The sequence below is a fragment of the Gordonia sputi NBRC 100414 genome (genome assembly GCF_000248055.1).
GTDB lineage: Bacteria > Actinomycetota > Actinomycetes > Mycobacteriales > Mycobacteriaceae > Gordonia > Gordonia sputi.
On sequence record NZ_BAFC01000058.1, the window covers coordinates 49,397 to 72,763 of the forward strand.

Genomic DNA, 23,367 nt, shown 5'->3' on the forward strand with positions numbered 1-23,367 from the left:
ATGACCTCACCGTCGGAGCTGCATCTGAGCGGCAGGCGCGTACTCGTCGCGGGCGCGGGCACAGCGGGGATGTCGGCGGCACGATTCCTCCTCGGCGTCGACGCCGAGGTCACGATCGCTGACGCGAGATTCGGGGGAGCCGAGACGACGAGCGTTGTCGGGACGGACGCCGCGCGTACCGCCGGTGCACGCCTCACCTCGATCGCCGATCTCCTCGCCGACGACTCCTGGCCTGCGGCGACCGACCTCGTCATCGCGTCGCCGGGATTCTCGCCGACCAATCCTTTGATGGTTGCCGCGGCCGAACACGAGATCCCCGTGTGGGGCGAGGTCGAGCTCGCGTGGCGGGTCGACCGTGCCGGACTGTTGGGCGCCCCGCGCACCTGGCTGGTCGTGACCGGAACCAACGGAAAGACCACAACGACGTCGATGTTGACCGACATCGTGATCGAGGGCGGTCGCGATGCCGCAGCGTGCGGCAACATCGGGTTGCCGGTGCTCGACGCGATGCAGACGCAACCGAGGGTTGACGTCCTGTGCGCCGAGCTGTCGTCGTTCCAGCTCCACTGGGCGCCGTCGATCACTCCCGACGCTGGTGTCGTGCTCAACATCGCCGACGATCACCTCGACTGGCACGGGTCGTTCGCCGCGTACGCGGCCGACAAGCAGATCGCGCTGCACGGCGACGTGGGTGTGGTCGGCCTCGACGACGCGGTCGCCGCAGACCTACCGGTGCCGGGACGGCGCGTGGGGTTCACCCTTGGCGAGCCCGCTCCGGGTGAACTCGGCGTCGTCGACGGCGAGCTGGTCGATCGGGCGTTCACGGCTGAGCAGGACGGCACGTCCGGAGGCACGCCTCTGATCGCCGCCACGGCGATTCACCCCCCGGGGCCGTCGGGAGTGTCCGACGCGCTGGCCGCCGCAGCGTTGGCGCTGGCGATCGGCGTCGCACCGTCGGCGATCGGTCGGGCGCTGAGCGCTTTTCGGCCCGCGGCGCATCGGGGCGAGGTCGTCGTGACGATCGACGGCATCGACTTCGTCGACGATTCGAAAGCCACCAATCCGCACGCGGCTGCGGCCGCGATCGGTGCGCACCGGAGCGTCGTGCTCATTGCGGGTGGCTTGTTGAAGGGCGCGTCGGTCGACGACATGATCACCGGCTCCGCGGATCGACTGGCCGGAGTTGTCGCGATCGGGCGAGATCGGGACATCATTGTCGACGCGATTTCGCGACACGCCCCAGAAGTCCCAACAGTCACAGTATTCACAAGAGACGATGGCGGTGTGATTGCACAGCGCGCCTTCGGATCAGAGACGGGTCCGGCGCCGAGCGGGGGACAACCCTCATTCGACGCCCCCGGGAACTCCGACGACCTCGCGACCGCGGTGATGAACCGTGCAGTCGCAGAGGCGTGGACGCTGGCCACGGCCGACGATCCGCGCCCCGACGCAGTGCTTCTGGCACCCGCGGCGGCGTCGCTGGACATGTTTCCCGGATACGGACGACGTGGTGATGCCTTCGCGGCCGCCGCGCGCTCGTTGCCGGGGAGCGCTCCCCGGGCGACGCAGCCGTGACGGCAACACGGGAAGCGGCGACACAAGAGGCTGCGACACAAGAGGCTGGGACACAAAAGGCTGGGTCGACCGACACGAAGAGCGTCGACGCCGAGAGCTCCAGTGCATCGACCTCGCGCGCCTCGTCGAAACGACGGACCGCGGCGAAGGCTCCCCGCTTGCGCGGTGATGCTGCCGCGATCCCCGCCACCATCGTCGAGGGGATCCGCAATCTCCTCAGCCGGCCGCTGGCGTCCTACCATCTGATCCTGACGATGGCCGCGCTGATGACGTCGTTCGGTCTGATCATGGTGCTCTCGGCGTCGTCGGTGGAGGGCTACTCCGCAGACGGGTCGGCCTACGGTTTGTTCGCCAATCAGGTCATCTTCGTGGTGCTCGGTGCGGTTGTCTTCTACCTCACGTTGCGCATGCCGGTGCGATTCTTTCGTCGCATGGCGGTCCCGCTGATCGCCGCCACGACGATCATGTTGGCGCTCGTCCTCGTGCCGGGAATCGGCACCCTCAGCCAGGGTGCGCGCCGCTGGTTCGACATCAACGGCCTCTCGGTGCAGCCGTCCGAGCTGGTCAAGGTCGCGCTCTGTGTCTGGGGCGCGCATCTGCTCGCGTCACGTCGACGCGACAACGCGTCGCTGCGCGAGCTGCTCGTGCCTCTCGTGCCGGTCGGCCTGCTGATCTGCCTGCTGATCATTCTCGAGCCCAACCTCTCGACGACGATCACCATCGCGATCATCGTCGGTGCTCTGCTCTGGTTCGCAGGGCTGCCGATCAAGGTGTTCGCGGCGTTCGTCATCACCGGTGTCGGCATCGCCGTCGTCCTGGCGCTCGTCGAGAGCTACCGGTCGCAGCGCGTGATGAGCTTCCTCGGTGGCATCGACGATCCGCAAGGTGCCGGCTACCAGGCGCGGCAGGCGACGTTCGCGTTGGCCAACGGCGGCGTCTTCGGAGTCGGACTCGGTCAGAGCCGCGCCAAGTGGAACTACCTGCCCAACGCGCACAACGACTTCATCTTCGCGATCATCGGCGAGGAACTCGGGTTGATCGGCGGACTGCTCGTCGTCTTCCTGTTCGTCGTGCTGGCGTTCACCGGCTTCCGTATCGCTCACCGCTGCACCGACCCGTTCCTGCGGCTGATGACGTCGACCATCACGGTCCTGATCACTGCGCAGGCCTTCATCAACATCGGATACGTCATCGGGCTGCTGCCGGTGACCGGAATCCAGTTGCCGCTGTTGTCGGCGGGCGGTACGTCGACGTTGACGGTGTTGGCGATGCTCGGCCTGTTGGCCAATGCCGCGCGTCATGAGCCCGAGGCCGTCGCCGCATTGACGACCGGGCGCAGTCGCGTCAGCCGCTGGTTCCGCTTGCCGACGCCTGTTGCCTACAAGCCGACCCGGGCCGAGAGCGCGCGGAATCGTCTCGACACGCGTGATCGCCGCGCACCGGCCTCGTCCGGTGGACGACGTTCTGCGACACCCAATCGGGTACCCGCCTGGCGTCGCGCGATCGGCGTGCGCTTCTTCGGTGCGGCGCCGGAGCCGAGTCCACCCGTCGATCGACGCGGGGCACCTCGGTCGGGTCCGGTCCGTCTCGACTACCGTGTCGGGTATTCAGGCCGCCAACAGCGTCGGGACGACGCCCGTGGTCACGAGCGACAGAACCCATCGCGACGATCGTCAGAGTCCGCTCGTGCAAGCCAATCCGCCCGTCGCGCGACGGGCAGGGGAGTGCCGAGTTCGACGCGAACAGGGTCGTCGACGGGGGCGTCGCGGTCGGACTCGGGGCGCTATTCCGGTCACACCGGGCGAGCTGACAAGATGTCGGGTGGGTCGCGGTGGTCGGGCACCGGTCGCTGATCTCCCGAGGTGAGCAGAACAGATGTGAACGGAGTGCAGACCGTATGGGTCCGGACGAAACACGGGTCACGACAACCGACCACGGGGCTGCGGGAGGCAGTGACCGAAAGCTGTCGGTTGTGGTCGCCGGTGGCGGCACCGCCGGTCACATCGAACCGGCACTTGCGGTAGCGGATGCGGTGCACAGACTCGATCCCTCCGCACGGATCACCGCACTGGGCACCTCTCGTGGACTCGAGACGACGCTCGTTCCCGAACGCGGTTACGACCTCGCGCTGATCCCGCCCGTCCCGCTGCCACGTAAGCCCGGCGTCGAACTCGCGAAGACACCCGCGCGGTTGTTGCGCTCGGTGCTCGCAACCCGCAAGGTCCTCGCCGACGTGAAGGCCGACGTCGTCGTCGGATTCGGCGGATACGTCTCGATGCCCGCCTACCTCGCGGCCAGGGCACATTTGCGGCCGAGTCGACGTCTGCCGATCGTGATCCACGAAGCCAATGCCAGTGCCGGTGTCGCGAACAAGGTCGGCGCCCGCTTCGCCGACGTCGTGATGGCCGCGGTCGACGGCTCTGGACTCGACGGCGCCGAGGTGGTCGGTATCCCGGTGCGCGGCGTCATCGCTGACCTCGACCGCAAGGGTCTGCGCGCCAAGGCCCGCCACTACTTCGGCCTCGACGAGGACGCCCCGACCCTGCTCGTATTCGGCGGATCGCAGGGGGCGCAACGACTCAACGAGGCGGTCGCGGGTGCTGCTGACGCGTTGGGGCGCGCCGGGATCGGCGTGTTGCACGCGTATGGACCCAAGAACACGATCGATCCGGTGTCACCCGAGGGCGCTCCGCCGTATCGGGCCGTCGGATATCTCAAACGCATGGACCTCGCCTATGCGGCCGCCGATCTCGTGATGTGTCGGTCGGGCGCGATGACGGTTGCCGAGGTGTCGGCTACCGGGCTCCCCGCGATCTACGTGCCCCTTCCGCACGGCAACGGCGAACAGCGGCTCAACGCGCTGCCGGTCGTCGAAGCCGGTGGTGGGGTGCTGGTGGCCGATGACGAGGTCACCGCGGACTGGGTGGCCGCGGAGGTTCCCGCACTCCTCGGCGATCCGGAACGGCTCGCCGCGATGTCGGCGTCCGCGTTCGGGACGGGCCACGGCGATGCCGCGAATGCCGTTGCACGTGCGGCCCTCGACCTCGCTGCGTCGCATCGGCCCGGACGTCGGGCGCGCGCCGCGCAGCGCGTCGAGGCGGCAGAGGCCGACGCGAGCGCACCGGCCGCGACCGATGATCGAGCGTCGGATGCTCGCGATGAGGGCGCGCGCAAACCCGGTGATCCCGATGACGGGGCGGCGTTTCGTTCGACCGAATCGGCTCGCGAGCGGTGACAATCGACGATGTGACCCCCGCACACCCCGGATCCCCAGCACAGCCCGAGCCGGGAGCCGCCCCGCTGCCCGAAGAGCTCCGTAGAGTCCACATGGTCGGAATCGGTGGGGCCGGAATGTCGGGCCTGGCGCGCATTCTGCTGTCCCGAGGTGGTCAGGTGTCGGGATCGGACGCCAAGACCAGTCGCGGAATCATCGCGTTGCGTGCGCGCGGCGCCGAGATCACGATCGGTCACGATGCCGCTGCGCTCGACGTGCTGCCCGGCGGTCCGACCGTCGTCGTCACGACGCACGCCGCAATACCCAAGACCAATCCGGAACTCGTCGCGGCACGCGAGCGTGGGATCCCGATCCTGTTGCGGCCCCACGTCCTCGCGGGACTGATGGCCGACCACCGCACGCTGCTCGTCGCCGGAACACACGGCAAGACGTCGACGACGTCGATGGCTGTGGTCGCGCTGCAGCATGCAGGCCTCGATCCGTCGTTCGCGATCGGCGGCGAACTCAACGAGTCGGGTACCAACGCCCATCACGGTAGCGGCGACGTATTCGTCGCGGAGGCCGATGAGAGCGACGGGTCGCTCCTCGAATACACCCCCGACATCGTGGTGATCACCAACATCGAAGTCGACCATCTGGACTTCTTCGGCAGCGTCGAAGCGTACGTCGCGGTGTTCGACGAGTTCACCGAGAAGATCCGGCCGGGCGGCACGCTCATCGTCTGCCTCGACGATCCGGGGACCGTGGCACTCGCGCAACGACTCGCCTCCGAGCTGACCGCGCGCGGTGTCCGGGTGCTCGGGTACGGCACCGACGCCGACACGGTCTCCATCCCAGATGTCATCCCGGCGGCCACGCTGCTTTCGTGGGCGCCGCAGGGGAGTGGCGGGGTGGCCGATGTGAGGTTCACACAGCCGGTTGCCGACACCGCTATCGAGGTCCCGATCACTCTCACGACCCCGGGAATCCACATGGCGCGCAACAGCCTTGGCGCGATCCTCGGTGCGGTATGCGCGGGCGGCGAGCTCGCCGAGGTCGTCGCGGGAGTCGAGGCGTTCGGCGGTGTCCGACGTCGCTTCGAATACAAGGGCAGTGCGGCGGGCGTCTCGGTGTACGACGACTACGCCCACCACCCGACCGAGGTCGCCGCAGTGCTTGCCGCAGCACGGGGTGTCGTGGCCCGGGGAGTCGGCGACCACGCCCGCGATGCCGGCAACGGGCGGGTGATCGCCGTGTTCCAGCCCCACTTGTATTCGCGCACAGAAGAATTCGCGGAGGAGTTCGCCTCGGCTCTCGACGCCGCAGACGAAGTGATCGTCGCCGACGTCTACGGGGCACGTGAGGCACCGATTCCCGGTGTGAGCGGTCGGAGCATTACGGACAGACTGACCGGGAACCACCGGTTCGTCCCGGATCTCTCGACGCTTGCCGGGCTCGTCGCGTCGATCGCGCGGCCCGGCGACATCGTGCTGACCCTCGGCGCCGGAGACATCACCATGCAGGGACCCGAAATCCTTGCCGCACTTGACGACACCCGCGCGGCATCGCGGACCACCAGGGGAGGCGAGGGCACCTCGTGACCCGGTTCCTGCCGGAACGTCGAGGAGCGCGCATGCTGCTCGGGGTCGGTGCTGTCGTGATCGTCGTCGTGGGACTCGTTCTCGTCGCGTTCTTCACGCCGCTGATGTCGGTGCGCAGTACCACCATCGAGGGTGCCAAAGGTGTGCAGACCGGCGAGATTCTCCACGCCGCTGACGTCGCGTCGGGGACACCGCTGCTACGCGTGGACACCCGTGTCGTCGCGCAGCGGATCGCGGCGATCCCATCGATCGAGTCCGCGCGCGTCCAGCGTGAATACCCGTCGTCGCTGTTGATCACGGTTGTCGAGCGGCAACCGACCGCCAGCGTCGTCGACGGCGACAAAGTGCACGTCCTCGACCGCACCGGCGTCTCATACCTGACCTACGCCACCAGAGGGCTGCCCGGCGAGTACGCCGCACTTCCCGTGTTCACCACGCCCAACCCCGGACCATCGGACCCGACAACCGTCGCAGCCATGAAGGCAACCGCGGGACTACCCGACGACATCTCGGAGCAGGTGACGGCGATCGACGCATCCTCGCCCGTCGACATCAAGTTCACCCTCAAGGGCAACCGCAAGGTCGTCTGGGGCGATTCGGCCAGAGGCGACGAGAAGGCGCGGACCCTCGGATACCTGCTGCCGCGCAAGGCATCCGAATACAACGTGTCGAGTCCGGACTTCCCGGCTGTCAAATAGGCGGCGGCTTCGCCGCCGCATGCCCGGCGAGCTCTAGCACCGTGCCTTCCTCCTCATCGCATCGTCGCTACGCTCCTCGCTCTTCGTGGTGCAGGCACGGCGCGCTCGCCGGGGGTGCAGAGTTTTTGGCGTCGGCTCCGCCGCCGCGGGCCCGGCGAGCTTTTAGCGCCGTGCCTTCCTCCTCATCGCATCGTCGCTACGCTCGTCGCTCTTCGTCGTGCAGGCACGGCGCGCTCGCCGGGCGTGCAGTTCGACGGGTGTGGGGTCGGTCGAGTGGTCGCGTCGTCGCTTTCGCTGATCGAGTCGATCCTTCGCTGATCGAGCTTGTCGAGATCACCCACCCACCCGACCGAGCCCGCCGCGAGCAGGTCGCGGCGTCGGTGGAGTGGTGAGCGGGCGCGGGAACGCGTCGGCGGAGTGGTGCGCCGTCGCGTTCTGGACGACGAGCGAGCGAGGAGCGCAGCGACGATGTGAGGGAGGAGGAAGAACGCGACTAGAGGCGCACCACTCCGCCGCGCCGATAAACACAGCGACGATGTGAGGGAGGAGGAAGAACGCGACTAGGGCGCACCACGCAGCCGCCGCCAAAAAACACAGCGACACGCCGCGCCGCCTGCTGGCTCCGGGGGCAGTGGGTGCATAGCGTTCTTGGCAACAGACCACTTGACATAACTCTAAATCTATGGTTCAGGTTTAGGGTTTTGGATCGATAAGGAAGGCGAGCGCCATGACGCCACCGCACAACTACCTGGCCGTGATCAAGGTCGTCGGCATCGGCGGCGGCGGCGTGAACGCCGTCAACCGAATGATCGAGCAGGGCCTCAAGGGCGTGGAGTTCATCGCCATCAACACCGACGCGCAGGCGTTGCTGATGAGTGATGCCGACGTCAAGCTCGACGTGGGCCGTGATTCGACGCGCGGCCTCGGAGCAGGCGCCGATCCCGAGGTCGGCCGTCGGGCCGCCGAGGACGCACGCGACGAGATCGAAGAGCTCCTCAAGGGCGCCGACATGGTGTTCGTGACCGCGGGTGAGGGTGGCGGCACGGGCACCGGCGGTGCACCGGTTGTCGCCTCGATCGCACGCAAGCTGGGTGCCCTGACCGTGGGTGTCGTCACCCGGCCCTTCGGCTTCGAGGGCAAGCGTCGCGGAGGACAGGCAGAGGCGGGCATCACGGCCCTGCGCGAGTCCTGCGACACCCTCATCGTCATCCCCAACGACCGCCTTCTGCAGTTGGGCGATGCCCAGGTCAGCCTCATGGACGCCTTCCGCAGCGCCGACGAGGTGCTCCTCAACGGCGTGCAGGGCATCACTGATCTGATCACGACGCCCGGATTGATCAACGTCGACTTCGCCGACGTCAAGGGCGTCATGAGCGACGCAGGTTCGGCGCTGATGGGTATCGGGTCCTCGCGCGGCGAGGAGCGTGCACGCAAGGCAGCCGAGGCTGCGATCAACTCGCCGCTGCTCGAGTCGTCGATGGAGGGTGCGCGTGGTGTGTTGATGTCCATCGCCGGTGGTAGCGACCTGGGGCTCTTCGAGATCCACAACGCCGCCACCCAGGTGCAGGAGGCCGCACATGAGGACGCCAACATCATCTTCGGCACGGTCATCGACGACAATCTCGGCGACGAGGTGCGCGTCACGGTCATCGCGGCAGGATTCGACGGAGGCACTCCGCGCAAGCGCACCGACGCCCCCGCAGCCGTCGGCAAGACGGCCGTCGGAGCTGGCCAGGCGGGCACCGTGAACCCCGCGGAGAAGACCGACCCGCTCTTCGGAAAGATGCCGCAGGAGGGCGCTGGTGACCCGTTCGCCGATCGCCAGGCGTCGCCTCCCCGTCGCAACAGCGTCACGCTCGACGACGATGACGTCGACGTGCCGTCGTTCATGAAGCGCTGACGAGCGTGAGCGGGCCGATCACGCCCCGGGTGCGTCGTGTGGTGACCACCCGGGACGGTGGTGTGTCGAAACCGCCCTACGACTCGTTCAATCTGGGCGATCACGTCGGCGACGACCCGGATGCCGTCGCGGCGAACAGGTCTCGGCTCGCGTCGCAGTTGGGCCTTGCCGCCGACCGCGTTGTTTGGATGGAACAGATTCACAGTCGCAACGTGACAGTGGTCGACGCTCCTGTCGGCCACGCAGTCGAGGCCACCGACGCGCTGGTCACGACGACGCCAGGGCTGGCGCTGGCGGTTCTCAGTGCCGACTGTGTGCCGGTTCTGCTGAGTGATGACGAGGCGGGTGTGATCGCCGGGGTCCATGCCGGACGGGTGGGAGCGCGCATCGGGATCGTCCCGGAAACGCTGCGCGTGATGATCTCGTTGGGTGCGCGCCCGGAGCGGATCGGCGCATTTCTCGGCCCTGCAGCGTGTGGACGGCAATACGAGGTTCCAGCGGCGATGCAGCGCGACGTCGAAGAGTATCTACCGGGCAGTGCCTGTCTGACCGACAAGCGCACACCGGGTCTCGATCTTCGGGCCGGACTGCGTCGGCAACTGCTTGCGCTGGGCGTCGCCGCGGTGGCAGAGGACCCACGGTGCACGATCGAAGACGCGCACCTCTTCAGTCACCGACGCGGTGCGCCGACGGGCAGGCTCGCATCCGTCATCTGGATCGACCCGAGTCCCGAGTCGTGATGACTGCACACGACGATGAGCGCACAGCCCAACTGGCACAGTCGCTGTCGGCTGTGCGTACACGTCTCGACGCCGCGGTCGATGCTGCCGGGCGACGACCAGGTGACGTGGACTTGCTCGTCGTGACCAAGTTCTTCCCAGCCGAAGATGTCGCGCGATTGATCACGTTGGGCGAGAAGGACTTCGGCGAGTCGCGGGAGCCTGAGGCGAGCCGCAAGATCGACGAACTGCGCGCAGATGCGGGTGGCGATCTCGGCGACGTCGCATTCGACATGATCGGTTCAGTGCAGACCAAGAAGGCGCGCACCGTCGCCCGATGGGCACGAGCGGTGCACTCGGTCGACCGCGACAAACTCATCGATCATCTGGCGACAGCAAGTAAGTCCGCCCTCGACGACGGTGAGCGGAGCACGCCGCTCGGGATCTATCTCCAACTGAGCCTCGACGGCGATCCCACCAGGGGTGGAGCGCTCGAGAAAGAGCTTCCCGAGTTGGCCGACAGGGTCGAGGCGAGCGACTCGCTGGCGCTGCGCGGACTGATGGTGATCGCGCCGCTCGACGGCGACGTCGACGAGTGGATGGCACGAACGGCGCAGGCGCACGAACGGTTTCGGGCCAGGTTTCCCCAGGCGACCGCACTCTCGGCCGGTATGTCGGCGGATCTCGAAAGTGCCGTCGCACATGGATCGACATGCGTGCGTGTCGGTACCGCAATCATGGGTCCGCGGCCGTTAATCTCTCACTAGTCACATTGGTCACATGCGAACCAACGAGAACAAACTCCACACTGACAACACTCGCGAACCTGCCGCGGGTGTCGGATGACCAGAGAGGCCCTCACATGACCACGATGCAGAAGTTCAAGGCATATTTCGGCATGGTGCCTCCGAGCGAGTACGAGGACGACTACTTCGACGAGCCCGGACCGGGTCCGGTGCGGTCGATGTCGCGTGAGCGCGCGTACCGCGACGACTACTACGGCGAGGCTCCGCTGCGTGACGGGTACGGGGATTCCTACGCAGACCCCGGCTACCGCGATGCCGCCGACACCGCTTACGACGAGCGACGTTTCGGCCCGGGCTTCGATTCGGCACCCGGCTACGAGCAGGGGTACCAGGGCGACTACACCTACGCGGGTCCGCGACATTCCGAGCCGGTCGAGCGTCCCCGCCCGGTCTCGCGCCTCGAGCCGCTGCAGCGGTCGAGTGCGGCTCCGCACCGCCCCGCAGCGGTGTCGTCCTCCGCGAGTCCCGATCTCGAGCAGGTCTTCGCCGACGGTCCGCTCCACAAGATCACGACGCTGCGCCCCGCCGACTACAGCGAAGCGCGCACGATCGGCGAGCGGTTCCGTGACGGCAACCCGGTCATCATGGATCTCGTCGACATGAGCAACGACGACGCGAAGCGCCTCGTCGACTTCGCGGCCGGTCTCGCTTTCGCGCTGCGCGGCTCGTTCGACAAAGTCGCCACGAAGGTGTTTCTCCTCTCACCGGCCGACATCGACGTCTCTGCGGAGGATCGCAAGAAGATCGCCGCGACAGGCTTCTACAACCACGGCTGACATCGACGTATTCGGCGGGCGAATCGCACTCGGTTCGCCCGCCGAAGCTCGTTCGGCCTCCACATCCGCTCGCGCGCACCAGGTCAGCGGTACCTGGGGTGCAGCGCGCCCGACATATCAGGCACTCTTGACTCGTGGCGATTCTGTTCGAAGTCCTCTACATCGTGCTGTTCATCTACTGGCTGCTCCTGCTTGCACGCCTCGTCATCGAATTGGTGCGCACCTTCGCGCGTGAATGGCGACCGAGGGGTATTGCAGTTGTGATCATCGAGGCGGTATTCACTGTCACCGATCCGCCGATCAAGGCGCTTCGACGCGTCTTACCGCCGATCCCGCTCGGGCCCGTCCGGCTCGACCTGTCGCTGATGATCGTGATGATCGTCGTGCTCATCCTGATGTCGGTCATGCGAGGTCTCGCCAATAACGCCGCGTCAGATGCTCTCGCAAGCGGACTTCTCTGACCTGCGATCATCCGTCGCCAGGCATCGTGACCGAGTTCATATCGGGTCGTCGTATTTGCGGTACCCGCTCGGTCTCGGTGCCGCGGCACGATCGAATGTTCTACCGTTGAGTGTCATCATCGAGTGACTGTTGCGTTGCAGGACGGCATCGAACGTATGCGACAAGCGGTTCAGATGTGACAGGATGAGACGCCAGTTACGGATTTTGACTGGTATGAATATTGAGTGACAGTCTGTACACATAGGCTGTGACTTGTCCGCCCAACTGAAGACCAAGCTCGAACGACACCAGCTCGAGACGACCCAACGCTCTAACGACAATGAGGGGAACCGACATGCGGCTGACACCAGCTGATGTGCACAACGTCGCGTTCAGCAAACCGCCGATCGGTAAGCGCGGCTACAACGAGGACGAAGTCGATCAGTTCCTTGACTTTGTCGAAGCAGAGCTCGCTCGTCTGATCGAGGAGAACGGCGACCTCAAACAACGTGTCGAAGAGCTCGAGGCCGAGCTCGCCGACGCCAAGGCAGGCAGCAGCGACGCATCGCCTTCCACGTCGACCGCTCCGTCGACCGCCGACGACTCGACACAGGTTTTCGCCGCGGCCGCCACCAACGACGACTCCAACGTGCGCGCGGCTCGCGTTCTCGCGCTCGCGCAGGACACCGCCGATCGCCTGACCGGATCGGCGCGCCAAGAGGCCGACACACTCCTCGCGGATGCGCGTTCGCGTGCGGACACGCTGGTCTCCGAGGCTCAGACGAAGTCCGACGCTCTGCTGTCCGACGCTCGTCAGCGGTCGGAGGCCATCCTCGCCGATTCGCAGACCCGGTCGGAAGCCCAGCTCCGCCAGGCGCAGGAGCGTTCCGAGGCGCTGCAGAGCGATGCCGAGCGCAAGCACAGCGAAATCATGGGCACCATCAATCAGCAGCGTGCCGTTCTCGAGGGTCGCATCGAACAGCTCAAGACGTTCGAGCGTGAGTACCGGACCCGCCTGAAGACCTACCTCGAGTCTCAGCTCGAAGAGCTGCAGCAGCGAGGCAGTGCGGCACCTGTCGAGAGTGGTCGTCCCGATCAGTCCTTCTCATCGGACCCGGGTAACGGCGGCTTCAGCAGCTACTCGCAGAGCTGATCGGCCCTTGGCGGAGTCGTTAGGCAGATGACGTGCTGAGTCTGGCGCTTGCGGCCACCCTTGTGGGGTTTGTGCTGCTCATCGTCGGGTTGATCACCGGAACGGTGTGGCTCGCGGTGGCATGCATCGTTGTCTGTCTGATCGGCTTGGCGTTCCTGATCGTCGACATCATCGGTTCCGGCCGAAAAGATGATCAGGTCGGCAATGATGATCAGGTCGGCAGTGATGATCAGGTCGACGAGTCGGACACCTTGCAGCGTCCCGCGGGACGTCGCTCCCGCAGCGATGTCGTCGAAAGCGATTTCTCCGACGACGATCCCCCCGACGGTGGTGGTGTGTCCGACGGCGGTTCGGGAATTTCCGGTCCGTCTCCCGCTGCACGACGCGAGTCCCCTCCGCAGTCGTCCCCTCCGCAATCGTCGTGGCAGGGTGTGATCCAACCCGGCGGGCGGTCGGGTTCATCCGCCGACGCGGCGTCGAATCCGGATTCCGGCGAGAATCCAGGGACGAATGCATTCGGCACGGGAGAGGCTGCCCAGTCCTCGCGTGAAGGCAATTACGACGACTATCTGCGCGCTGTCGGGGGCGATCCCGCAACCGGCGGATTCCGCAGGCCGTCGACGCCTGACGAGCAGGCGCCGCCCCAGCAGGGGCGCCCTGATCAGCGTCCGCCGGCGCAGGGATACCAGCAGCCCCCGCGGCAAGCGCCTCCCGCGCAGATGCCAACGCAGGGCCCCCCACCGCAGGGTCCGGCCGCGCCGGGGTACCCGCAGCAGCCGTATCCCCGGGGCCCATATCCCCAGGGGCGCGAGCCCTACGGCCAGCAGAGGCCGGGTGGCGACCAGCAGCGTCCCGGCGCGGCGCCCCGACAGCCAGAGCGCGAGCAGCCGCCAGGCATACAGCAACCGCCGTCCGACGACGGCAAACCTTCTGATCGACCCTGGGAGCAACCCGAGCGTGAGCAGGGGAGCGGAACCGGGCGTTTCGATCCTCTCGATCCCAACTGGCGTCCGCCGTTCGACTGATCCCGACCGATCCATCCCTGGCGACCCCCTGCGGCATCAACAGGGCGACGACACCCAGGGCATCGACGACGGTCGATTCGTGGCCGGGTAGCCGCGGTCGCTACACTGGAAGCGCAATGATCCGGCCATCACCGGGGAGCACCCGGAAGAACGGATTCTCGTCACGCACCGCGTGAGTCGGTGGGCGTCCCAGTAGAACCGGGCGGGAGTGGCCCGTCATAGCCGCAGGCCCATTCGGTTGGGAGTGTTGGAGCGCTCCGGGTGTGTGAGCACCCGGCGTTATTCGCCTGCCGATCCGAGAGGGCCATGAGCGGCATCGGAGCAGTCCGATGCAAGCGGGGTGGTACCGCGCACGCGTCGTGCGTCCCCGTGCCAAGAGCACATGCACACGTCCTAGTGGACGTGCGAGCCAGGCACGAGGAGTCAGCGTGAGCGAGCAGTCAGAATCGGCAACACGTGTGTACCCGGTCGTCGACATGACCGGTGGCGTACGTAGTGGTGCGCCATCTTTCCCCGACGTCGAGCTCAACGTTCTCGACTATTGGAAGAACGACGACACGTTCGCCGCATCCATCGCCAATCGAGCCGACGCTCCGGAGTTCGTGTTCTACGACGGGCCTCCGTTCGCCAACGGCCTCCCCCACTACGGTCACCTGCTGACCGGTTACGTCAAGGATCTGGTACCGCGGTACCAGACGATGCGCGGCAAGAAGGTCGAGCGTCGATTCGGCTGGGACACCCACGGACTGCCCGCAGAACTCGAGGCCGAACGTCAACTCGGGATCACCAATAAGTCGGAGATCGAGAAGATGGGCGTCGAGAAGTTCAACGACTTCTGTCGCGACTCCGTGCTGCGCTACACCGGTGAGTGGCGTGACTACGTCACCCGTCAGGCTCGTTGGGTCGACTTCGACAACGATTACAAGACCCTCGACATCGACTTCATGGAGTCGGTGATGTGGGCATTCAAGCGGCTCTGGGACAAGGGCCTCATCTATCAGGGCTATCGCGTGCTGCCGTACTCCTGGTACGAGCAGACACCCCTGAGCAACCAGGAATCGAAGCTCGACGACGCGTACCGCATGCGCCAGGACCCCGCTCTCACCGTGAGCATGCCGCTGGTCGTCGACTCCGACGGTCCGCTGGCGGCGCTGGACGGGGTCAATGCGTTGATCTGGACCACGACGCCCTGGACTCTGCCGTCGAACCTCGCGATCGCCGTCAATCCCGATGTCTCCTATGTGCATGTGCGTGCGGCGGACGGGCGCGAGTACCTCCTCGCCGAGCCGCTGCTCGGCAGCTACGCGAAGGAGATCGTCGACCCCGAGGTGCTGGGCACGTATCAGGGGCGCGACCTGGAGGGGCTGGCGTACACACCGCCGTTCGACTTCTTCGTCGGGCACCCCAACGCTCACCGCATACTGCTCGGCGATTACGTGACCACCGACAGCGGTACCGGAATCGTCCATCTCGCACCGGCTTTCGGTGAGGAGGATATGGAGCTCTCGACGGCCAACGGTATCGAGGTCGTGCAACCACTCGACGCAGGTGGCCGATTCACGTCGCAGGTGCCGCCGTATGAGGGCCTCATGGTGTTCGACGCCAACGCGCCGATCATCAAGGACCTCAAGACCGGTGGGTCGCGCGTGCTCGCCGGATCGGACGGGCACGAGGGGCGTGTGGTGCGGCACGAGACCATCGAGCACTCGTACCCGCACTCGTGGCGGTCGGGAAAGCCGTTGATCTACATGGCCGTTCCGTCGTGGTTCGTTGCGGTCGACCCGATCAAGGACCGCATGATCGAGCTGAACAAGCAGATCACCTGGTCGCCGGCACACATCCGCGATGGGCAGTTCGGCAAGTGGCTCGAGGGTGCACGTGACTGGAACATCAGCCGCAACCGCTACTGGGGCGCGCCGATCCCGGTGTGGATCTCCGACGACCCGGAGTACCCGCGTACCGACGTCTACGGCTCGCTCGACGAGCTCGAGCGCGACTTCGGCGTGCGCCCGAACAACCTGCATCGGCCCTACATCGACGATCTGACGCGGCCCAATCCCGATGACCCGACCGGAAATTCGACGATGCGTCGCGTTCCCGAGGTTCTCGACTGCTGGTTCGAGTCGGGCTCGATGCCGTACGCCCAGGTGCATTACCCGTTCGAGAACTCGGAATGGTTCGACGGGGCGAGCGACGGTTCGGAGCCTGCGCACAATCCGGGTGACTTCATCGTCGAGTACAACGGCCAGACGCGTGGATGGTTCTACAACCTGCACGTGCTCGCGACGGCGCTGTTCGATCGTCCGGCATTCAGAACCGTTGCGGCTCATGGCATCGTGCTCGGCGACGACGGCCAGAAGATGTCGAAGTCCAAGCGTAACTATCCCGACGTCAACGAGGTGTTCGACCGCGACGGCAGCGATGCCATGCGGTGGTTCCTGATGGCGTCGCCGATCCTGCGTGGCGGCAATCTCGTGGTGACGGAGAAGGGAATCCGCGAGGGCGTTCGCCAGGCGTTGCTCCCGCTGTGGAATGCCTACAGCTTCCTGCAGCTCTACGCCGATCGGCCCGCTACGTGGCGCACCGACTCGTCGAACGTGCTCGACCGGTACATCCTGGCCAAGCTCGCCGTCACGCGTGATGCGATGACCGAGGCCCTCGACGTTTACGACGTCTCCGGTGCGTGTGATGCGTTCCGCGAGTTCGTCGAGTCGCTCACCAACTGGTATGTGCGCCGTTCGCGGGCGCGTTTCTGGGCGGGGCAGGACGAGGACCCGGAGGCGTTCGACACCCTGTACACAGTGTTGGAGGTTGCGAGTCGCCTTGCGGCGCCGCTGCTTCCGTTGGCGACCGAAGCCATCTGGCGTGGGCTGACGGGTGAGCGTTCGGTGCATCTGACCGACTGGCCGACGAGCGACGAACTGCCGGGCGACCCCGATCTCGTTGCGGCGATGGACGACGTGCAGGCGGTATGTTCGACGGCGTCGAGCGTGCGCAAGGCCAACAAGCTCCGTGTGCGACTTCCGTTGCCGCAGTTGACCGTCGCGTCCCCCAACGCTGATCGTCTCGCGCCCTACACCGATCTGATCGCCGACGAGATGAACGTCAAGTCGGTCGAATTGTCCACTGAGGCAGATCGATACGGTCACTACGAGCTCGCGGTCAACGCGCGCGCCGCAGGACCACGCCTCGGCAAAGACGTACAGCGCGTCATCAAGGCGGTCAAAGCGGGGAATTGGAGCGTGCGGACCGCCGACGACGGTACCGAGATCGTGTCGGCCGACGGCATCGACCTGGAGCCGGGCGAGTACAGCAGGAAACTCGTTGCGGAGGAACCGGATTCGACGGCCGAACTCCCCGGCGGGGGAGGACTCGTCGTCCTGGATACGAACGTCACCGAAGACCTCGAGTCGGAGGGTTGGGCGAAGGACCGTGTGCGTGAACTCCAGGAGGCACGTCGCGGTCTCGGACTCGACGTGTCGGATCGCATCGAGGTGCGCTTCGTGGTGCCCGAGCCGCGACTCGAGTGGGCTCGACGCCACGCCGACATGATCGCCGGAGAGGTTCTCGCGACCTCGTTCGTCGTCGAATCGGCCCACGACTCCGCCGCCGGAGCGATCGAACTCGGCGACGGGGTGACGGCGGACGTCAAGAAGGCGGGCTGAGTAGCCTCTCTTGGAGAGCCAGCTCGCTGAGGCGGCGTCAGTTCGTCGTAGAGCTGTCAGTCGTCGAAGAGCAGCGACAGGACGGCGTCGACCTGCGTGGTGAACAGCGCGTCGGGGTGAGCGAAGGTGTCGGCGCCGTACTGTCCGAAGACCTCGAGGCTGATCCCGCCGATGATGGTTGCCCAGAGGGTGGTTGCCGCTGCGACGACCTCTGCGGGCATGTCGACGCCGAACTCGTCGAGGATCTGACGCATGTCGGCGGCGACCGCCGGCGAGATCGATGGCAGCTGCGCGCGCAGTGATCCATCCCGGTGGGCGGCCGCCAACTCGACGACGAGTCGACCGACCACGCGCGTTCCGGGGAGCGTCGTACGCTCGGCCGGTGCCGAGTACCCGGGCACCGGACTGCCGTACAGCAGCGCCCATCGTGCGGGATCGGTGAGTGCCCAGGCGCGCATCGCAACGGCCATGCGCCGCAAGCATTCCCGCGAGTCGCCGAGGCCGTCCGAGCTGTCAGCGTCAGCGGCGGCGTCGACGGTGTCGGCGACGTCGTTGTAGCCCTCCACCAGAAGCAGGGTCAACAAGTCGTCGCGGCTGGGTACGTAGCGGTAGACGGCTGACGAGACGACACCGAGGTCGCGAGCGATCGCCCTCAGTGACAGCCCGGCAGCGCCCTGCGTGCGCAGGTGCTCGCGGCCGAGCCGCAGGATCTCGGCCTCCATCGCCACGCGATTGTCAGCGCGCGTCTTTCCCGTAGCCATGAGGCCAGTCTGCCAGATCAGAGAGCAGTGCTCTTGCATTACTCGCGTTCGAGGCGCACACTCAAGAGAGAGCGGTGCTCTCGAAGCATTCGCGGAGTCGAGGAGTAATCGTCATGCAATCAACGCAACACCACGTCACGCCGAGCCGCTCGGACCGCGTCTTCAATTCCGTCGTTCGCTGGCTCGCCGACCGTGGGGTCAACCTCGCCGGTGCACAGACACTGACCGTCGTCGGACGGAAATCTGGTGCACCACAAAGCATTCCGGTGAATCCCATCGCGCTCGACGGTCGCGAGTACCTCGTGGCGGTACGCGGCAACACCCAGTGGGTCCGCAATGCGCGAGCCGCGCGGACCGCGCACCTGCGTCGTGGTCGCAACGATCGAACGGTCACGCTCCGCGAGGTCGATGTCGCCGACCGCGGTCCGATCATCCGCGCGTACCTGAAGCGATGGGGATGGGAGGTCGGCCGATTTCTACCCGACGGCATGACCACCGACCCATCCGACGGCGAACTGTACACACACGCGGCGTCGATCCCGGTCTTCTCCGTCGGCAAGGCGACCACCGGGTAAGTCCCTGACGTGACATGAATCGACCTGCCTAGTCTTGATGTGTGTCAGCAGTGTCCGGTTCGTCCTCAGACGAGGAACGCAGCACCCGGTGGGTGATGCATCTGGACATGGATGCCTTCTTCGCCTCGGTAGAGCAGCTGACGAGACCGACCCTCGCAGGACGCCCGGTGCTCGTCGGTGGCACCGGGGGCCGCGGAGTCGTCGCGGGCGCCAGCTACGCCGCACGTCGATTCGGCGCGCATTCGGCGATGCCGATGCATCAGGCACGACGTCTCGTCGGACCGTCGGCGGTGGTCCTGCCACCGCGCGGCTCGGTGTACCGCGTGGTGAGCAGCAGGATTTTCGGGATCGTGCGTGACGCGGTGCCGGTCATCGAGATGCTGTCATTCGACGAGGCGTTCGGCGAACCCGTCGATCTCGTCGGTGCCACGGCCGCCGACGCGGAGGCCTTCGCCCAAGAGATCCGTAGGCGCATCTTCGACGGCGTCGGGTTGGCGGCTTCCGTCGGTGTCGGCAGCGGTAAGCAGATCGCGAAGATCGCCTCGGGAATGGCCAAACCCGATGGGGTCATGGTCATTCCGCCGAGCAGAGAACTCGACTTCCTCCACGCACTGCCGGTACGCAAGCTCTGGGGAATCGGGCCCGTCTCCGGAGAACGGTTGGCACGCCTGGGTATTGACACGATCGGCGACCTCGCCGCGATGTCCGACCTCGAAGTAGCGTCGGTGCTCGGCTCCAGCGTCGGACCAGCACTGCATCTGCTCGCGCGTGGACACGACGACCGGCCCGTCACCGAGCGCGCAGCGGCCAAACAGATCAGCGCCGAATCGACCTTCGCGCGCGACATCGTCGACCTCGCAGGCCTGCGACCCGCAATCGACAAGTCGGCGGCCGACGCGCACCGTCGACTGCTTTCCGACGGACGCGGTGCGCGCACCGTCGTGCTGAAACTCAAGCGTTCGGATATGTCGATCCTGACCCGATCGTCGACGCTGCCCGCTGCGACGACCGATCTCGACACCCTCACATCGATGGCTCGACGACTCGCTCTGGACCCACAGACCGTCGGCCCGATACGCCTTGTCGGAGTGGGCTTCTCAGGTCTGTCGGCCGTCGAGCAGTACGCACTCTTCGGCGACGCCGACATTGCACCGATAGCCGACATCGCACGGATGGCCCCAGATCTCGACGCCCCAGATCTCGAAGCAGTGGTGTCCATCGACACGGCTGCACCCTCGGACGGATTCGAAACCACCCACTCCGCCGTCTCCGACAGCGGTGCTGAATCTGCCGTCTCCGACAGCGGTGCTGAATCTGCCGTCTCCGACAGCGGGAGCTGGGCGACGACGGGTGTCGACGTGGTGCATCCCGAGTTCGGGCACGGCTGGGTGCAGGGGAGCGGGCACGGTGTGGTGACCGTGCGATTCGAAACGCGGGCAACAGGACCCGGCGTCGCGCGCACGTTCGCAGCCGACGATGGCGCATTGCGACGCGGCGACCCGCTCGACAGTCTCGCGTGGCCGGATATGTCGGCGAGCCCCGATACGCCGCGGTGAGAAGCGTCCCGTCGCAGGCCCGGGCGGTCAGGTGGCGGGCTCGGAACGGCGGAAGAAGTCGGCGACGTCGTCGGCGTCATGTCCGGTTGAGAGCAGCGCGATCAGCGCCATGCGCGCCTGCGGCGCACGCAACCACCGGGACACCACGGCGCCTGCGCGTTCGAGGTCGACGGCTCCGCCACCGCCGCCATAGGTCGCGACCACCGGGCCGTACGGCACACGGGTCGTGACGACGACGGCGACCCCCGCGCGTCGTGCGGCGACGACTTCGGCGGTGATGTCGGGATGGGTGTTGCCCGAACCCGTTGCCGCGAGCACGATTCCCGACGCACGCTGAGCGACGGCCGCGGCGATGATTCCCGCGGCGACGCCGGGGTACAACGCGTAGGTGTCCACGCGGGCGAGACGTTCGGGCAGCGGGTCGCCGACCAGAGGGCGCGGCAGTGCGTCGTGCACGGTGTCGAAGGCCTCGGTCGCGATGGTCGACACTTTGAACGCTCCCCGAACGGGCAGCACGCGTCCGCCCAATGCCAGCACCACGCCGCGGCCCCGGCTCGCCGGATCGGCCGCCACCTCGATGGCCGCAGCGATGTTCGCGGGTCCGTCGGCGTCGGGGGAGTCGGCGGGGTACTGCGCCCCGGTGAAGACGACGGGCCGGGGATCGTCGGAGACGAGGTCGGCCAGGAACGCTGTCTCCTCCATCGTGTCGGTGCCGTGGGTGACGACGACCCCGGTCACGTCGCGGTCGTCGAGTGCGGTCTTGACCGCGCGCACCACCTGGGCCTGCTGGGTCACCGTGATCGCCGAACTGTCGACCGACATGAGGTCGACGGACTCGATGAGTGGAGTGAGAGCGTCAGGCGTCGGCGCGTCGGCGAGGAGTTCGGACGCGGTCAGCACCGGAACCGCCCCGTCCGCGCTCTGACGAGCAGCTACCGTTCCGCCCGTGGTGATGAGCGCGATTCGGGGTTGCGTCATGCCAGACAGCGTCCCCGGAACCGATGTCGGACGTCAACCGTTGCACTCGTCGGTACTGCTCGTACGACACCGCAATGCTCACCGGCGATCGTTGTCACGCACGATCTCGGCGGGTACGTGTCGTTGGGTGGAGTCGATGTGTTTGGCATAGTGGTGTGAGTTTGTGGCCACGGGGGTGGACGCGGTGACCGAAGTGACGGTCGCTGCGAACCGCGGACGACCGCGCTCGTCACCGCCGAACACGATCATCGCCGACGTTGAAATGTGAGGAAGATCCTTGAAGTTCCCTAAGTTCGTAGGTGCCGCCGTCATGACCGTGGCAGTTGCCACGTCCCTCGCGGCATGCAGCAGCAGCGACGATTCCGACGACGTCCCCACGGTCGCCGCGACGACCAGTGCTGCCGCGACGTCCGAGGCTGCCGCGTCGGGTGCCGACGCCGGGGTCACCAACCCCAACGTCCGCCCGAGTGTCGCCACGCTGAATGCGATGTTGAACAAGGCGCTCGACCCCAATGTGCCCAACTCGGAGAAGACCGATCTCGTGCAGGGTTCCGAGAAGGATCCCCAGCTCTTCGACAAGCTGGTCAAGGCGCGTCAGGACAACAAGGACGTCACCTACCAGATCTTCCCGCCGGTGATCCCGGCCGGCCCGAACAAGGCAACCGTGAAGGTTCTGGTGAAGCTTCCTGACAACCCGCCGACCAAGCTCGACGCCCAGATCGTGTACGACGGCGGACGGTGGAAGCTCGCCAGCGACTCGGTGTGCCCGATCCTGTCCGGCAACAACATCAAGAGCGCCATGTGCACCAAGTGACTCAAGTGCACGCCTGAGCGCGCTTGCACCTCAACGAGAGCCCCTGTCCCGCGCGGGACAGGGGCTCTCGTGTGTGTGAGGGAGCTCTTTACTTCCAGGTGTAGGAGAAGCCGATCTTCTGGAGCAGCGGATTGGCAGGGTCGGATCCGACAAGTTCACGCGCACCCGTGTACGTGCCCGAGCCGCTGATCGGCAGACCGCGCGTCACGTCGGAGACAAGGGTTCCCGAACCGGTATAGGAGTAGCGGGAGATGGTCAACGTGGTGTCGGAGCCGGGAATCGCGTACACCGAGTTGACCGGTGATTCCTCGGTGGTGAAGTCGATGGTCACGCGGTTGCCGTCCCACGCCTTGAGTGTCGCGGTGATCGTCTGGGTCAGCGTTGTGGCGGCCGTGATGGTCCGCTCGGTTCGCCACGTCGCACCCACCCCGATCGGCTCGGTGGGCAGCGGAATCGAGTTCTGGAACACCTGAACCAGCGACTGCTCGATGGCACTTCTCGCCTCCGAACCCGAATCCTTCGTCGGGATCAGTCGCAGCGAGACCGGAGCGGCGCCTGGTCCGAGCGCCACACCCGCCTTCGCGTCCTTGGTGGCCTTCAGTTGGTCGTTCAACGTCGGGTCGGGCGAGGTCGACGTGCCCAGTGTCATCTCGAGATCGGTGTTGTCGGTGCAATGGAACGACGCGGTGATCGGGATGTCGACGGTCTGCTCGGTCGTGCCGTCGGCCGCTGTGACAGACGACGTCGTCGACAACGTCGAATGTTGTGGCGTTGCGCGGTCCGGGGCGCTGCCGACCACGCGGTGTGGCTGGTTTCCGGTGGATGTGACAGTGACCGCCGCAGGTGGGATCGGGATCAGGTTGGCGTCGCGTTGCCCGGAGGTCGAGGTGGTCGTGCAGCCCGCTTGGGCTCCGGACGGCTGCCCCGATCCGGCATCCGACTCCGATTCGCTGCCGCATCCCGACACCAGGAGCACACTCGCCAGCGCCGCTGCGGTCGATCCGAGCGTGACCCGGCGGCGAACCGAGCGGCGTCGAGGGGGTGGTACACGGACAGTTCGACGGGTCGGATCGGACACGCCAGTCAGCGTATTGCACGAGTCAGGGATGA

Annotated in this window: 19 protein-coding genes; 16 read left to right on the forward strand and 3 right to left on the reverse strand. The window is 66.4% G+C overall.

The window, feature by feature from the left end:
• From murD to ileS, 13 genes are all read left to right on the forward strand, one after another.
• On the forward strand, nucleotides 1–1,575 hold the full coding sequence (murD, locus tag GOSPT_RS09550) for a UDP-N-acetylmuramoyl-L-alanine--D-glutamate ligase (RefSeq protein WP_005205605.1): 1,575 nt from the start codon (nucleotides 1–3) through the stop codon (nucleotides 1,573–1,575).
• Nucleotides 1,572–3,428: a putative lipid II flippase FtsW gene (gene ftsW, locus GOSPT_RS09555; protein WP_005205607.1), complete on the forward strand. Its 1,857-nt coding sequence runs from the start codon at nucleotides 1,572–1,574 to the stop codon at nucleotides 3,426–3,428. The genes murD and ftsW overlap by 4 nt, the downstream gene beginning before the upstream one ends.
• Nucleotides 3,429–3,472: 44 nt before the next feature.
• Nucleotides 3,473–4,810 carry an undecaprenyldiphospho-muramoylpentapeptide beta-N-acetylglucosaminyltransferase gene (gene murG / locus GOSPT_RS09560; protein ID WP_005205609.1) on the forward strand — a complete coding sequence of 446 codons (1,338 nt, stop codon included), beginning with the start codon at nucleotides 3,473–3,475 and terminating at the stop codon, nucleotides 4,808–4,810.
• A gap of 92 nt (nucleotides 4,811–4,902) precedes the next feature.
• Nucleotides 4,903–6,390, forward strand: a complete 1,488-nt coding sequence (gene murC, locus GOSPT_RS09565; protein ID WP_051993811.1) for a UDP-N-acetylmuramate--L-alanine ligase — start codon at nucleotides 4,903–4,905, stop codon at nucleotides 6,388–6,390.
• Between the two features lie 32 nt (nucleotides 6,391–6,422).
• A complete protein-coding gene (locus GOSPT_RS09570; protein WP_005205612.1) occupies nucleotides 6,423–7,088 on the forward strand; it encodes a cell division protein FtsQ/DivIB in 666 nt (221 codons plus the stop codon).
• A gap of 727 nt (nucleotides 7,089–7,815) precedes the next feature.
• Nucleotides 7,816–8,988, forward strand: a complete 1,173-nt coding sequence (ftsZ, locus tag GOSPT_RS09575; RefSeq protein WP_005205614.1) for a cell division protein FtsZ — start codon at nucleotides 7,816–7,818, stop codon at nucleotides 8,986–8,988.
• A 29-nt stretch (nucleotides 8,989–9,017) separates the two neighbouring features.
• Nucleotides 9,018–9,728, forward strand: a complete 711-nt coding sequence (gene pgeF / locus GOSPT_RS09580) for a peptidoglycan editing factor PgeF (protein WP_174273048.1) — start codon at nucleotides 9,018–9,020, stop codon at nucleotides 9,726–9,728.
• Nucleotides 9,728–10,474, forward strand: coding sequence for a YggS family pyridoxal phosphate-dependent enzyme (locus GOSPT_RS09585; RefSeq protein ID WP_005205617.1), 747 nt, complete (start codon nucleotides 9,728–9,730; stop codon nucleotides 10,472–10,474). The genes pgeF and GOSPT_RS09585 overlap by 1 nt, the downstream gene beginning before the upstream one ends.
• Nucleotides 10,475–10,569: 95 nt before the next feature.
• Nucleotides 10,570–11,289, forward strand: coding sequence for a cell division protein SepF (locus GOSPT_RS09590; protein ID WP_005205620.1), 720 nt, complete (start codon nucleotides 10,570–10,572; stop codon nucleotides 11,287–11,289).
• 134 nt (nucleotides 11,290–11,423) lie between these two features.
• A complete protein-coding gene (locus GOSPT_RS09595; protein WP_005205623.1) occupies nucleotides 11,424–11,750 on the forward strand; it encodes a YggT family protein in 327 nt (108 codons plus the stop codon).
• Between the two features lie 335 nt (nucleotides 11,751–12,085).
• A complete protein-coding gene (wag31, locus tag GOSPT_RS09600) occupies nucleotides 12,086–12,883 on the forward strand; it encodes a DivIVA-like cell division protein Wag31 (RefSeq protein ID WP_005205625.1) in 798 nt (265 codons plus the stop codon).
• Nucleotides 12,884–12,915: 32 nt separating this feature from the next.
• Nucleotides 12,916–13,908 carry a chromosomal replication initiator protein DnaA gene (locus GOSPT_RS22815; RefSeq protein ID WP_005205626.1) on the forward strand — a complete coding sequence of 331 codons (993 nt, stop codon included), beginning with the start codon at nucleotides 12,916–12,918 and terminating at the stop codon, nucleotides 13,906–13,908.
• 476 nt (nucleotides 13,909–14,384) lie between these two features.
• Nucleotides 14,385–17,573 (forward strand): isoleucine--tRNA ligase, encoded by a 3,189-nt coding sequence (gene ileS / locus GOSPT_RS09615; protein WP_141630854.1) that lies wholly within the window; start codon nucleotides 14,385–14,387, stop codon nucleotides 17,571–17,573.
• A gap of 56 nt (nucleotides 17,574–17,629) precedes the next feature.
• On the opposite strand, the gene GOSPT_RS09620 is transcribed toward ileS, so the two are convergent.
• The gene (locus GOSPT_RS09620; RefSeq protein ID WP_005205630.1) at nucleotides 17,630–18,334 is read right to left on the reverse strand and encodes a TetR/AcrR family transcriptional regulator; all 705 of its coding nucleotides are present in this window, start codon (nucleotides 18,332–18,334) and stop codon (nucleotides 17,630–17,632) included.
• A gap of 113 nt (nucleotides 18,335–18,447) precedes the next feature.
• Between GOSPT_RS09620 and GOSPT_RS09625 the strand changes: the two genes are divergently transcribed.
• Nucleotides 18,448–18,909 (forward strand): nitroreductase/quinone reductase family protein, encoded by a 462-nt coding sequence (locus tag GOSPT_RS09625; RefSeq protein ID WP_005205632.1) that lies wholly within the window; start codon nucleotides 18,448–18,450, stop codon nucleotides 18,907–18,909.
• Between the two features lie 95 nt (nucleotides 18,910–19,004).
• On the forward strand, nucleotides 19,005–20,465 hold the full coding sequence (locus tag GOSPT_RS09630; RefSeq protein WP_039855503.1) for a DNA polymerase IV: 1,461 nt from the start codon (nucleotides 19,005–19,007) through the stop codon (nucleotides 20,463–20,465).
• A 27-nt stretch (nucleotides 20,466–20,492) separates the two neighbouring features.
• On the opposite strand, the gene GOSPT_RS09635 is transcribed toward GOSPT_RS09630, so the two are convergent.
• Entirely contained in the window at nucleotides 20,493–21,443 is a 951-nt protein-coding gene (locus GOSPT_RS09635; RefSeq protein ID WP_039855453.1) for an asparaginase, read from the reverse strand.
• Nucleotides 21,444–21,720: 277 nt separating this feature from the next.
• On the opposite strand from GOSPT_RS09635, the gene GOSPT_RS09640 reads away from it, so the two are divergent.
• A complete protein-coding gene (locus GOSPT_RS09640) occupies nucleotides 21,721–22,257 on the forward strand; it encodes a WKL family lipoprotein (protein WP_005205636.1) in 537 nt (178 codons plus the stop codon).
• 88 nt (nucleotides 22,258–22,345) lie between these two features.
• Here GOSPT_RS09640 and GOSPT_RS09645 read toward each other — a convergent pair whose 3' ends face one another.
• A complete protein-coding gene (locus tag GOSPT_RS09645; RefSeq protein ID WP_174273046.1) occupies nucleotides 22,346–23,335 on the reverse strand; it encodes a hypothetical protein in 990 nt (329 codons plus the stop codon).
• Between the last annotated feature and the right edge of the window lie 32 nt (nucleotides 23,336–23,367).

Coding starts and splice junctions, on each gene's coding strand:
- ileS (WP_141630854.1), top strand. CDS start 14,385: ATGACCGGTGGCGTACGTAGTGGTGCGCCATCTTTCCCCGACGTCGAG.
- GOSPT_RS09585 (WP_005205617.1), top strand. CDS start 9,728: ATGACTGCACACGACGATGAGCGCACAGCCCAACTGGCACAGTCGCTG.
- GOSPT_RS09620 (WP_005205630.1), bottom strand. CDS start 18,334: ATGGCTACGGGAAAGACGCGCGCTGACAATCGCGTGGCGATGGAGGCC.
- GOSPT_RS09635 (WP_039855453.1), bottom strand. CDS start 21,443: ATGACGCAACCCCGAATCGCGCTCATCACCACGGGCGGAACGGTAGCT.
- GOSPT_RS09570 (WP_005205612.1), top strand. CDS start 6,423: ATGCTGCTCGGGGTCGGTGCTGTCGTGATCGTCGTCGTGGGACTCGTT.
- murC (WP_051993811.1), top strand. CDS start 4,903: ATGGTCGGAATCGGTGGGGCCGGAATGTCGGGCCTGGCGCGCATTCTG.
- GOSPT_RS09625 (WP_005205632.1), top strand. CDS start 18,448: ATGCAATCAACGCAACACCACGTCACGCCGAGCCGCTCGGACCGCGTC.
- GOSPT_RS09630 (WP_039855503.1), top strand. CDS start 19,005: ATGCATCTGGACATGGATGCCTTCTTCGCCTCGGTAGAGCAGCTGACG.
- murG (WP_005205609.1), top strand. CDS start 3,473: ATGGGTCCGGACGAAACACGGGTCACGACAACCGACCACGGGGCTGCG.
- wag31 (WP_005205625.1), top strand. CDS start 12,086: ATGCGGCTGACACCAGCTGATGTGCACAACGTCGCGTTCAGCAAACCG.
- ftsZ (WP_005205614.1), top strand. CDS start 7,816: ATGACGCCACCGCACAACTACCTGGCCGTGATCAAGGTCGTCGGCATC.
- murD (WP_005205605.1), top strand. CDS start 1: ATGACCTCACCGTCGGAGCTGCATCTGAGCGGCAGGCGCGTACTCGTC.
- GOSPT_RS09590 (WP_005205620.1), top strand. CDS start 10,570: ATGACCACGATGCAGAAGTTCAAGGCATATTTCGGCATGGTGCCTCCG.